At 45.2% G+C, this 13058-nt stretch carries 11 protein-coding genes and 1 pseudogene; 11 read left to right on the plus strand and 1 reads right to left on the minus strand.

Annotation, left to right across the window (positions count from 1 at the left end; translation table 11 throughout):
- The first annotated feature begins 83 nt into the window (after positions 1–83).
- From dut to HMPREF2983_RS04560, 10 genes and pseudogenes are all read left to right on the plus strand, one after another.
- Positions 84–518, plus strand: a complete 435-nt coding sequence (gene dut / locus HMPREF2983_RS04520; RefSeq protein WP_083316677.1) for a dUTP diphosphatase — start codon at positions 84–86, stop codon at positions 516–518.
- A 63-nt stretch (positions 519–581) separates the two neighbouring features.
- Positions 582–2318, plus strand: a complete 1737-nt coding sequence (locus HMPREF2983_RS04525) for a tetratricopeptide repeat protein (RefSeq protein WP_070667105.1) — start codon at positions 582–584, stop codon at positions 2316–2318.
- Positions 2319–2321: 3 nt separating this feature from the next.
- Entirely contained in the window at positions 2322–3227 is a 906-nt protein-coding gene (locus HMPREF2983_RS04530; protein ID WP_070667107.1) for a lipoprotein insertase outer membrane protein LolB1, read from the plus strand.
- Positions 3228–4901 (plus strand): murein hydrolase activator EnvC family protein, encoded by a 1674-nt coding sequence (locus tag HMPREF2983_RS04535; protein WP_070667109.1) that lies wholly within the window; start codon positions 3228–3230, stop codon positions 4899–4901. It begins immediately after the preceding gene.
- 213 nt (positions 4902–5114) lie between these two features.
- Positions 5115–5471 (plus strand): hypothetical protein, encoded by a 357-nt coding sequence (locus tag HMPREF2983_RS14255; RefSeq protein ID WP_246829347.1) that lies wholly within the window; start codon positions 5115–5117, stop codon positions 5469–5471.
- A gap of 105 nt (positions 5472–5576) precedes the next feature.
- On the plus strand, positions 5577–5771 hold the full coding sequence (locus tag HMPREF2983_RS14260; protein ID WP_246829348.1) for a hypothetical protein: 195 nt from the start codon (positions 5577–5579) through the stop codon (positions 5769–5771).
- Positions 5743–6357 (plus strand): annotated as a pseudogene (locus tag HMPREF2983_RS04545) (glycoside hydrolase family 88 protein); the annotation flags it as partial. The gene HMPREF2983_RS14260 and the pseudogene HMPREF2983_RS04545, both read left to right, overlap by 29 nt.
- Before the next feature lie 731 nt (positions 6358–7088).
- Positions 7089–9233, plus strand: coding sequence for a M3 family metallopeptidase (locus tag HMPREF2983_RS04550; protein ID WP_070667111.1), 2145 nt, complete (start codon positions 7089–7091; stop codon positions 9231–9233).
- 37 nt (positions 9234–9270) lie between these two features.
- The gene (locus tag HMPREF2983_RS04555) at positions 9271–10659 is read left to right on the plus strand and encodes a DUF5687 family protein (RefSeq protein WP_070667113.1); all 1389 of its coding nucleotides are present in this window, start codon (positions 9271–9273) and stop codon (positions 10657–10659) included.
- Positions 10660–10806: 147 nt separating this feature from the next.
- Entirely contained in the window at positions 10807–11508 is a 702-nt protein-coding gene (locus tag HMPREF2983_RS04560; RefSeq protein WP_070667114.1) for an ABC transporter ATP-binding protein, read from the plus strand.
- A 122-nt stretch (positions 11509–11630) separates the two neighbouring features.
- Here the strand turns inward: HMPREF2983_RS04560 and recO are convergent, their stop codons facing one another.
- Positions 11631–12353, minus strand: coding sequence for a DNA repair protein RecO (gene recO, locus HMPREF2983_RS04565; RefSeq protein WP_070667116.1), 723 nt, complete (start codon positions 12351–12353; stop codon positions 11631–11633).
- Between the two features lie 218 nt (positions 12354–12571).
- Here recO and rpsT point away from each other — a divergent pair, with 218 nt between their 5' ends.
- The gene (gene rpsT, locus HMPREF2983_RS04570; RefSeq protein ID WP_004373650.1) at positions 12572–12826 is read left to right on the plus strand and encodes a 30S ribosomal protein S20; all 255 of its coding nucleotides are present in this window, start codon (positions 12572–12574) and stop codon (positions 12824–12826) included.
- Positions 12827–13058: the final 232 nt, after the last annotated feature.

Genomic DNA, 13058 nt, shown 5'->3' on the forward strand with positions numbered 1-13058 from the left:
TAGTGGATTTTCTGTCTTTTTAAGCCGAAAAATGAAGTTATCTGCATAGAATTGCGTATTTTTGTACCTTATAAATAATAATAATGGATATTAAAGTAGTAAACAAAGGACATCAACCCCTGCCTAAATATGCCACACCACAGAGTGCAGGCATGGATCTTCGGGCTAATATTGAAGCACCAATCACACTGAAACCCATGGAGCGCAGACTTATTCCAACAGGTCTATATATAGCGCTTCCTGTAGGATATGAAGCACAGATTCGCCCTCGCAGCGGACTTGCTTTGAAGCATGGCATCACCGTTCTCAACACTCCGGGAACGATAGATGCCGACTACCGCGGTGAACTCATGGTGTTGCTCGTGAACTTTTCCGACTCTGATTTCATCATCAACGACGGCGAACGCATTGCCCAAATGGTTATTGCACGTCACGAGCAAGGCATATTTGAGGTGGTGGAAGCACTTGGTGATACGGAGCGTGGTACGGGTGGTTATGGTCACACAGGAGTGAAATAAAATCAATACAACACGGCTTTGAGACAGTACTTCAAACATATTCCATTTGCTTTGGCTATCACCATGATGGCTGCAACAGCAGTTTTCCCATCGTTTGCCAAACGTGATAAGAAACTGAAACAGACGGTTTCATCGGCCAATGTGCCTATGATGAGCTATGAAGACAGCGTGCGTTACAACACTATGTTCCTTGATGCAATCCTCGCTGAAGCTGCCGACAAGAATGATTCTGCCTATGCTCTGCTGAAACAATGCATCGAACTCAATCCGAATGCGGCCGAAGCTTATTATTTCCTCGCTCCATTTGAGTCGGACAAGAAGAATGACACATTAGCGATTTCCTATCTTACAAAAGCCTGTGCTCTCTCTCCCGACAACGACGACTATCAGGAACGATTGGCCGAATACTACATCAATGCACAACAATATGCCAAGGCTATTGATGTATTTGAAGCTTTAATAACTCATCATAGCGACCGTACTGATGTGCTTCAAGTGCTTCTTCAGCTCTACAACCAGCAGAAAGACTACGACAACATGCTGCGAACACTTGCCCGACTTGAACAGAACGACGGCAACAGTGAAGCCCTTACGATGTCAAAGGTGCACGTTTATGAACTCAAAGGTGACAGGAAACAGGCTTACAAAGCACTTCAAACGCTCTGTGAAACCTATCCCAACGACCCTAATTATCGCGTCATGACAGGCAACTGGCTCATGCAGAACGACCGTAAGAAAGAAGCCTATGAACTCTATCAAAGCGTGCTGAAAGAAGAACCAAACAACGCTATGGCCCTTGCTTCCATGTATGACTATTACATGGCAACTCAAGACAGTCTGCAGGCAAAAAGCATCATGGAACGCATTTTATTGAGTGATAAAAGCGACTCTAAGATGAAGCAAAGCATGATTAGACAGTTCATTCAAACCAATGAACAAAGTGGCGGTGACAGCATAAAAGTGTTGAAAATGTTTGATGAGGTCATGAGAACATCTCCCAAGGACGCTGCCATTGCTGAACTGAAAGTAGCTTATATGTCGCTGAAGAAAATGCCGACAATAGCTATCGACAGTGCGATTGTCAATCTACTTAACATCGACCCAGACAATAAAGGAGCACGAATTCAACTGTTGCAAGACGTTTGGGCATCGAAGGACTGGCTACGAATTATTGACCTCTGCAATACTGGGTTGGCTTTCAATCCCGATGAAATGGGCTTTTATTATTTCATGAGTATGGCTTACATTCAGCTTGATAAAGCCAATCTTGTTATTGAGACCATACGCAAAGGAATGATGCATGTGAACGATAAGACCAACAAGGACATGGTGGCTGAACTCTATGCAATCATGGGCGATTATCTGCAGAAACAGAATCGTTATAAGGAGTCGTATGCAGCTTACGACAGTTGTCTGCAATACAAAAATGACAATATCTATTGCATGAACAACTATGCTTACTACCTCAGTATTAATGGTGGTGACCTGAAGAAAGCCGAGCAAATGAGCTTCAAGACGGTGCAGGCTGAACCCAAGAATGCTACCTATCTTGATACTTACGCATGGATACTTTTCATGCAAAAGAGATTTACCGAGGCCAAGATATATGTTGACCAAGCTATCAAGAACGACACAGATTCAGTGCAGAGTTCGGTCATATTAGAACATGCAGGGGATATCCATGCACAGCTTGGCGACACAAAGACAGCCCTCTACTATTGGCATAAGGCCCTAAAGATCGGCAGTGGAAACACTGCTATTCTTGAGAAAAAGATTCGTTTAAAGAAATATATCAAATAGCAAATGAAAACAAAAACAAAGTATAGCCGGCTCATCCTGTTGGCATTTTCCCTGCTCCTCACTGCCTGTGGAACAAAGAAAAATATAGTAAGATCCACAGCGACAACTTCCAACACGACGGTGACGACATCAAAAGCTACCGGTAACAGCGAACTGCAAAAACTTGCATTCATGCAGAAAGTGGCTGACAATGCAGTTTATGCCACTAACATTGTCGGCGACATGAAGTTCAATTTGCAGGTTGACAACAGGAATATCACTACGTCAGGGGCACTTCATATGCGCAAGAACCAAGTTATCCGCATTCAGCTTTTCATTCCTTTGTTGGGTACAGAAGTGGGCCGTTTGGAGTTCACTCCTGATTATGTGCTCGTCATCGACCGCCTGCACAAGGAATACATCAAGGCCGATTATTCACAATTGGACTTCTTGAAAAACAACGGTCTGAATTTCTACAGCCTGCAATCCCTGTTCTGGAACCAGTTGTTTCTGCCTGGGAAAGATCGTCTGAACGAGTCTTCACTGCGCCAGTTTAATGTCAATTTGCAGTCTTCCGGCACGACAACACCTGTCAGTCTGCATCAAGGAAACATGGATTTCGTTTGGAATGCCGACAAACAAAACGGCACAATAGGCCAGACAACCGTATCTTATCGTAGTCAACAACATGGTAACTCCACGCTCACTTGGCTTTATTCCAACTTCATGACCGTAGGAGTGAAAAGCTTTCCTGCCAAGCAAAGCTTTACTTTTACTACGACGGCAACTCGTCAAAAACAAACTGTTCAGGTGACTCTCGACATGGATGAGGTGACAACAAAAGACAACTGGGAGGTCAACTCTACCGTTTCAAGTAAATATAAGAAGATAGAAACCAAGGACATCTTAGCTAAAATCATGACGCTATAAATGAAAAGAATTGCATTCATCCTATTTACCCTGCTGCTGACGCTCAGTATTTCGGCACAAAAGAAAGTGCCGAACAAGCAGTATGTAAAGACACAAAAGAAAGCAAAAACAATAAAAAAGGCAGTTAAGCCCAAGGGTAAAACTGTCCAAAAGACCGCAATCTATACCAATGCTTCTATTCGTGGACTGCAAGGACAGCGTTCACAGATACAGAAAAAGATTAAGGAACAGGAGCAAGCTCTACGCAAGAACCAAGCTGATGTAAAAGAAAGACTTAATAATCTGCTGACTCTTAACAGTCAGATTGATGAGCGGCAGAAGAATATCAACGGCATAGAGAAAGACATTCACCATATCAATGGCAACATTGATATACTCAAAGCACAGCTCCAGACACTTGAACAACAACTAGCAGACCACAAGAGTAAGTACATCAAATCTATGCGCTACATGGCTCATCACCGCACAGTTCAAGACAAATTGATGTTTATCTTTTCTGCAAACAACTTCACTCAGATGTACCGTCGCCTACGTTTCGTGCGCGAATATGCCGACTTTCAGAAGGCACAGGGAGAGATGGTGAAGAACAAACAGGCTCAGGTTGATGGAAAACACAAACAATTAGAGCAGGTGAAAGGACAGAAGAGCAATCTTCTCTACCAAGGAAAGAAAGAGAAAGAAGCCCTTGAAGGTCAGCAGAATGAACAGAAAAAGATGGTTGCTTCACTGCAAAATCAGCAGAAAACCATTCAGAAGATCATCACAGAACAAAAGCAGAAAGATGCTGCCCTCAATGCACAAATCGACCGATTGGTAGCTCAAGAAGTGGCCAGGGCACGTGCACGTGCAGCTGCAGAAGCCAAACGTCAGGCTGCAGCTAAGGCCGCCGCACAACGCCGCGCTGCAGAATTAGCCCGCCAGAAAGCCGCTGCAGAGGCTGCAGCCCGCGAGAATGCACGCCGTATAGCAGAGGCTAAAGAACGTGAAGCCCGCTTGAAAGCTGAAGCAGAAGCAGCTGCCCGAGCTGCAGAAGAAGCCCGAATTGCACAGCAATCAGCTGCAGAAGCCAAGAAAAAAGCAGCTGCGGAAGCAACTGCAAAGGCTGCTGCAGAGAAACGGGAACGGGCAGAACAGGCTGCAAGGGAGGCCGAAGCACAGCGCCAAGCGGCAGAACGTAAGGCTAAAGTTGAGGCTGAACGCCAGAAACAAGAACTTGCAGAAGCCAAGAAAGAGGCTGATGCTGCCGAACGATTATCGACAGTAGACCGCATGATTAGCGGTGGTTTTGAAGCTAACCGCGGTCGGCTGCCAATGCCAATCTCGGGCAACTACAAGATTGTAAGCCACTTCGGACAGTACAATGTATCGGGCTTGAAAGGCGTGACGCTTGATAACAAGGGCATCAACATTAAGGGAAATCCAGGTTGTGTGGCTCGTTCTATCTATGATGGAGAAGTGAGTGCAGTCTTCGGATATGCCGGAAGCATGGTAGTTATGGTGCGTCATGGCGCTTTTATCTCTGTGTATTGCAATCTGCGTTCAGTCAGTGTAAGCCGTGGGCAGAAAGTAAGCACACGTCAAGCACTTGGTACTGTCGGCACAGATAATATCCTCCAATTTCAATTGCGCAAAGAAACAGCCAAACTTAATCCTGAAGCTTGGCTTGGAAGATAAAGACTTTTCGCTTCCCCTTCTATGGAGGGGAAGCCTTAATAAAGGGCTAATTACACTTCTCAACAACCGTTTATAAACGTAAAGATTAAAATAAAAAGGGATCAATTAAAGCTTAAACAACACCTATTCACATAAAGATTTTTCTACTTATCTCTCAAGATTGGGCTATCACATCCCACACCTTCATCGACTATAAACCTAAAACAACCTACAATGATAAAACCTAAAAACATACTATTTGCCTGGTTCTGGCTAACATGTACACTGACACATGCACAGCTTACAATGCCTCGCGCAACCTCAACCTACTGGAGAGACTCCGTTCCCGAAGCCATGCGACAGAGTTATATCTCCTATGGTGCACAGTATATCGGCCAACCTTGGGCAACAATTCCTGACTCTATCTTCGGTGAATTCAGACGCAATGGTAACCGAACGCATTACGAACAGCTTTGCTTTCAGAAACGAACTCAACTCGCAGCCATAGCTATGGCCGAGATTATAGAAGGCAAAGGACGCTTCATACCCGACCTCAAAGCAGGATTAGACAACCTGCTTGCCGAACCTTAATGGGGCATTCCTGCCCACTATGGCCCAGCCCAACCAAAGGAAAAAAACCAAACCGTAGACCTTTTCAATGCTGAAACAGCAGGTTTGCTGACATGGATACGCTACATGTTAAACGATGCTTTAGGCCATGACATGCAGCAGAAACTCGACCAAGAAATCCGCAGACGGCTGCTTCAACCAGCCCTGAAGACCAACTATTGGTGGAAACATAGCCGTATGAACTGGACGCCATGGATTTGTTCGAACTGGCTAACCGCCGTACTGATTTGCGAAAATGACGAGACAAGAAAAGTATCTTGACAAGCTCTACAGCTGCATCAGCTATGCCGACAACATTATGCTTGACAAGAAAACAGGGCTTTATTTCCGCGATGGTAAATATGTTTATCCGAAACACAAGACGCTCCGCGGGCGCAAAGACTTCTGGGCAAGGGGCAACGGTTGGGTGCTTGCAGGGCTTGCCAAGGTGCTGCAAGACATGCCGAAAGACTATTGTCACTACACGTTCTTTGTTGGGAAATACCGCCGTTTGGCCAAAGCTGTGGCCAAATTGCAGCAGCGCGACGGCTATTGGACACGCTCGATGATGGATCCACAACAGGCTCCTGGGCCTGAAACGAGCGGCACGGCATTCTTCACCTACGGTCTGCTTTGGGGCATAAACAACGGTATTCTCCCGATGAAACCGTATGAAAAGACCGTTCATCGCGCCTGGAACTATCTGAACACAAAGGCACTTCAGCCCGATGGTCGCGTGGGCTATGTGCAGCCTATCGGGGAGAAAGCAATCCCGGGACAGGTGGTTGATGCCCATTCCGAAGCCAACTTCGGCGTCGGAGCCTTTCTCCTTGCCGCCTGTGAATACTATCGATTTATTCATCATTAAACCGATTTCATCGAACATAAAGCCACGAAAATTATCTTTCCCGGATAGCTTATAACACAGAATACAGGGAAGCATGCACCGTGCTTTCCGATGTTTCGCGGCCTCATCTGCAATGACATTCCCCACCACTTCCAGTGAGTAAAATCCTTTACAATACCCCTTTCAGGAAGCGCCTCGCTGAAAAATAAAAGTAATCAGGTCGTAAATACGCGAGTTTTGAGGTCTCCAAGCAATCTGTTGACTATCAAGCTATTAAGAAAAAGAACATGGATATTTCGTCCCTTTTCAGGCAGAAAGCAAGCTGACATGACGCTTTTTAACCGCTGATTTGAGTCATTTCATCACGTAATCTGCAGCATATCAGCATGCCTTCTGCACCAAAACGCAATGCTAAATGACGCATATTGCACAACAAAACCAAAGAGAACAGGAAATAACTACGATGAAATGGGCAAAAAATAGCTAAGAAAACGTTCTTTATTTTCTAAAAGGTCAACTTTCAACGAGCGTTTTTTTAGCCAATTTTTATTACAATATCACGCTTAAACTTCAAGTTCTTCATCCAACCTATTCATTTTCTTTGACTGTCTCCAAGACTGAATGGATGATGAAACTCCACATGCAACGCCTCACTGAACACAGTAATTTATACATCATGAATGATGCATTATGAATTAAAATCGCTATTTTTGTAGCCGACAATATGAATTGAAAACCAAACGAATAAAACGATGAAGAAACTCCATGCAACCCTTAAGCGCTCGCTATTGGCAGCCGGTTTAGCCTCTACCGTAGCGCTTTCAACCTCGGCACAACAGGCTCACGAAGACAAAAGACGCAATCCGTTGCTCATCTATAGCGCACTGCCTTTTACGGCACCTGACTTCAGTTGTATTTCAGAAACCGACTATAAGCCGGCCTTGTATAAGGCTATCGATGATCAACGCGACTTTATCAATCACATCGTCAGCAACGAGGAAACTCCCACTTTCGCCAATACAATCCAAGCTTATGAGCGAAGTGGCGTGATGCTTGACCGCGTTTTAAGCGTATTCTATTGCTTGACAAGTGCTCACAAGACGCCAATCATAGCCCAAACAGAGAAAGAAATCACGCCCGTTTTAACCGACTGGCAAAACAAGATAACCTTTAATGAGAAACTATTTGCCCGCATCAAGTATGTCTATGACCACGAACGAAACACGCTGAAAGGTGAAGATCTCAAGCTTTTAGACGAGACCTACAAGCAGTTTGTACGCTCCGGCGCTCTTCTTTCAGCCGAGAAGAAAGCGCGGATGGAGCAAATCAACAGACGAATTGCCGAACTACAGCAGCAATGGGGCACCATGTTGACCGATGCAACCAATCAGGCTGCAGTGTGGGTGAACAGTAAAGACGAGCTGAAAGGACTGAGTGAGGCCGATATTGCCCAATGCAAGAAGGATGCAGCAAGCCGTGGTGGTAAGGCTCCTTATTGCATAGTGATTGTCAACACCACACAACAAGCCATTCTTACTCATCTTGATAGCCGCGATTTACGCCGTCGCGTGTTCGAAGCTTCAGTGCATAGAAGCGACGGAACAGGTGGTTTCAACACCTATCCTATCGTAGTTGAGATGGCAAAGTTGCGCGCAGAGAAAGCCGAACTCATGGGGTATAAGAACTATGCTGCCTATTCTTTGGAGAACACCATGGCCAAAACACCGGAGAATGTGTATGCCTTTTTGAAACAACTCATCGCTTCTTACAAGCCAAAAGCAAAGGAAGAGACCCGCGAAATCGAAAAGTTTGCCCGCAAAATCGAAGGAAACGACTTCAAACTTCAACCCTACGACCGTTTCTACTACTCGGCAAAGATGAAGAAAGCCAAGTATAATTTCTCCGAAGATGACGTCAAACCTTACTTCAATATCGACAGTGTGCTCATCAAGGGTGTGTTTTATGCTGCCCAAAGAGCCTACGGATTGACTTTCAAAAGGGCTTGGGACGTACCTACATATCATAAGGATATGCGCGTGTATGAAGTCATTGACAAGGACGGGAAGCCACTCGCACTGTGGTATTGTGACTACTTCCGCCGCCCAACCAAACGTGGAGGTGCGTGGATGAGCAGCTTTGCCAAGCAGAGCAAATACCGCAAACAGCAGCCTATTATCTATAATGTGTGCAACTATGCCAAGGCACCCGAGGGCCAACCTACACTCCTGACATGGGACGAAGTAACGACAATGTTCCATGAGTTTGGACATGCCTTGCACGGTATTCTGTCGGATTGCGAGTATAATTCTCTTAGTGGAACCGCCGTTGCCCGTGACTTTGTAGAGATGCCTTCGCAGTTTAATGAGAGCTTTGCCAGCATTCCGGAGATCTTCAACCACTATGCACGACACACCGAAACGGGTGCACCGATGCCCGAAGAACTCAAGGAAAAGATGCTCAGCAGCATCAATTTCCAACCTGCTTACGCCTTAGGTGAGAACCTTGGTGCCACATGTATCGACATGGCTTGGGCGATGTTATCCTCCAAGGACATACCCGCAGCCGACAAAGCGGCAGCTTTCGAGCAGCAAGCTCTTAAGGAAGTAGGTCTTTTGGACACACAGATTCCGCCACGTTATGCCACATCCTACTTCAATCATGTATGGGGAGGAGGCTATGCCGCGGGCTATTACAGCTACCTTTGGACTGAAGTTTTGGCCGACAACATAGCCTCTTGCTTCGCTCAACGCGGTGCTCTGAAGCCCGAAGTAGGCCAGGATTTCCGCGACAAAGTACTCAGTAAAGGCAATACTAAAGACCTTATGCAGACCTTTACTGACTTCACCGGTCTGAAATCTCCCGACACTTCGGCACTCTTGAAGGCAAGAGGAATGTAGAAAGTACACGATATTGAAACATTAAAAGCTATCATATATGCTGAAAATTCTTCTCAAACTGTGGTGGATACAGAAGCAAAGAACGTTTGATTGGAAGCGCATGGGCATCTTCATCTACATGGTGCTGTGCATCATTGTAGGTATGGGTGCAGGCTATTGGCAGGCAGGAGGCGAGCTGGGTAAGCTCTTCACGAGGGGTGGAATGGAGATTATCATCGTTCCACTTGTCATGATGTTTTCTCCCATGGAGCTTCTGATGAAGTTTTTGTTGAAGACAGATGCTGCCGGAATGGACGACTATCTGCGCACCAAACCCATACCACAAGCCACGTGGCATCGCTTTCTCCTTGTGCTCAATCTCATCGACTACCTCAATTGGTTCATTCCAATTATGGCCTTCATCATTGCTTGTATGCTCATGCCTATGGGCTATGCACTGCTGGTTTTCGGGCTTTCGCTGACCTTGAACATTGCAGACGGCCTGATGATTACAGGTCTTCGAAAGGCCCAAGGATGGGAATATAAGCTGCCATTATGGTTGATGTTGCTCTTCTATTATTGCCTTTCTGTGCCCTTCATGGTCTTTTTCATGAGTTGGTTAGGGCCTGTCGGCAGTGCCATTACATGGTTCTTGGCCACTTTGGGCTTTGGAGTAACCGTCTATGCCTACCTTTGTTATGTCAGACATTACAATGAACAGCAGGGTCAACAGACGAAAGTGGGCCGCATTGGAGGCACATCGCTCTTCAGCATGGAATATATCTCACTGCTTCGTTCGAAGCGTCTGCGCACGGGAGAGCTGTTTATTCTGACGATAATGGTACTGCAAGCTTACTCCCAGGGCATGAACATGAAAGGGGATGACGACTTGAACAGCATCTCCGGAATATTTCTTTTCATGGCTATCATGTTCTCTTCCATGATGCTTGGACAATGGATCTTCGGCATTGAAGGCAACTTCTTCCATGGCCTGATGACGAAACCTATTTCGGTTTTCAACATGCTCTGGCGCAAGTTTTGCTTCTTCCTTCTCCTAAACATGACAGCAATGCTCTTGCTTGTCCCCGGCATATTCTTGGGCAACTGGCACTTTACGAGATTGCTTTCCATATTCATTTTCTGTGCGGGAATAAACATATTGTACATGCCCACATGTCTTTTCTCGAAACGAATAGACCTTTTCTCTTCGGCTTTCTTCAATTATCAAGGGGCCAGCTTGAGCGTCAATGTCTATGGTTTCGTGATATTAATCCCGATCGCTATCTACCTTTGCATAATCTTCTTCATTGAAAATCCACTCCTTACAGACGGAGTTGCTGCCGGCCTTGGACTTATCATGCTTGGTCTTTCGCGTCCGATTATCCGACGTGTTGCCAACCGTTTCATGGCAATAAAATACAAGCGAATGGAGGATTTCATGGAATAGAAACCTCCCCCTACTCCCTCCCAAGGAGGGGAGAAGCGTATGATGGCCTTTCAAGGGAGAGGAGACAGAACTGAAGAACTTAACATGATACTGAAACGTTTGTACGATATCAGGCAATTATAAACTACAAAATATGAATTAAACAACATGGATATAGAAATTAAAGACCTTAAAAAGGTGTATGGAACTCAGACAGTTGTCGACATCAAAGAACTGACTATACACGCCGGAGAGCTTATCGGACTCGTGGGAAACAACGGTGCCGGCAAGACTACGCTCATGCGATTGATCCTCGATTTGATTAAAGCTGACGAGGGTTTTGTGATGAGTAATGGGGTTAAAGTAAACGAAAGCGAGGCTTGGAAACAATATACAGGCTCGTTTATTGACGGTCGTTTCCTGATAGATTTCTACACTCCGGAGGAATACTTCACTTTTATCGGCACCGTATATGGCTTGTCAAAAGAGATAATCGACGAACGGTTGTCCCGTTATGCACCCCTGATGCACGATGAAATCCTCGGTACAAAGAAGTATATCCGCGACTTTTCAGAGGGCAACCGACAAAAGATCGGCATCATTGGCGCCATGCTTATCAATCCACAGATACTCATTTTAGACGAGCCTTTCAATTATCTTGACCCCTCATCTCAAATCAACATCGCCAAGATGATACACGCTTTCTGCAAGGAAACAGGTGCAACCGTCATTCTTTCGAGCCACAATCTGAACTTCGTTTCCGACATATCGTCACGCATCCTGCTGCTCGAGAAGGGGCTACTCATCAAAGACTTAAACAATGAAGAGGGTTGCGCCATGAAAGAATTAGAGGCATATTTCGGGGCATAGCTGCCTACCCTATCCCCTCTAAAAACGCTTCAACCTTCGCCTTCGCTCATGACTTGCAAACCCACGAAACAAGACAAAGCAAAGGTTGAGGACTTCTGTCATCGCGCCATTCATCTGCTTTTTCAATATAACTCCCTTAACACTTTCAACGATTTCAGCTCGGGAAACTTTGGAATATGCAAGCGGTAATAGGTCAAAACGATTTCACAGAAGCGGTTTCTGTCGGCATGCGACATCTTAAAAAGGTGCATGTTGGCATAATCCATGCGCGAAAACGTGGCCACAAGATTAGCATCTGACGGGGCAAGAAAGTCGCGATGTGTGGGCATAGTGCATGAGTAACAGCCACTGCGCATGTCAAAATAACACCCTTCCTCATAAGCTTCAAGGTTGGGATAGAACCCCAAAAAGCGCAGCAAATGCACGATATAGACAAGGTGGAAATTGGAAAATGTGGTGCCACAGCTGTCAAGCCATTCAATACTTGAAACGATATAGTTGAACAAAGGCGCATTGGTTTGTTCGTCACGCGTGGCATATGCCGTCAGTTCGGCAAGGAAAAACGAGATAGAAAGCTTATAGGAATCAAAAGGTATTGACCCCAACGGGTATGCAATCCCTACTTGAATAAAGGTTTGAATCGTAGCTTTCTGACGATAATCATATTCAACATCGAGCACGGCGAAAGGCTGGAAGTATTGCTTTTTGACTTTCGCTCTCGGCGAGTTTGATATCCGTGCAGCAAACGTTACACGTCCCTGTTGCTCGGTAAGCAAATCAATCATCATTTTGTTTTCGCCGAATTTGAATGCATGCAGCACTATTGCTTTCGTCTTTATCACCATAGTGGCAAAGTTAGTCCAAAAAGATTAAAAAATAACATCTATCACAAAATATTTCAATAAAAGTTTGGTGAGTTCGAAAAATAACGCTAACTTTGCACCCGCAAAATAAGCCTCATGGTCCCTTCGTCTATCGGTTAGGACGAGAGATTTTCATTCTCTAAAGAGCAGTTCGACTCTGCTAGGGACTACAAGTAAAATAAAATAGAAGTAAACAGAAGATGGCAAATCACAAATCATCAGTAAAGAGAATCCGTCAGACGAAGACAAAGACGCTGCATAATAAGTATTATGCCAAGACAATGCGTAATGCTGTTCGTAAGCTTCGCGCAATCTCTGACAAGGATGAAGCAGTCAAGTTGTATCCTGTAGTACAGAAAATGCTTGATAAGTTAGCAAAGACTAACATCATACATGCAAACAAAGCAGCCAACATCAAGTCTGGTTTGGCTCTTCATATCAGCAAGCTCGGCTAATCATAGCAGTGCTTACGAGTCTGTAAAGGTCGTAGTTCTCAAGGGAATTGCGACCCTTATTCGTTTATATCCACAATGACTTTGCAGGCTCATCATCATGAAATCTCAACATCTCATCCCCCACATGACAAGCTGCCGGAAGTCTGCAGATGAGAGCAGAAACTATCCCCTTGGCATCCATATCCCAAGAAACGAATAATGTGCAGTTTAAATTAGTAAATGCGACAGTCTC

It is taken from the genome of Prevotella sp. HMSC077E09 (assembly GCF_001814685.1).
GTDB classification, from domain to species: Bacteria; Bacteroidota; Bacteroidia; order Bacteroidales; family Bacteroidaceae; genus Prevotella; species Prevotella oris.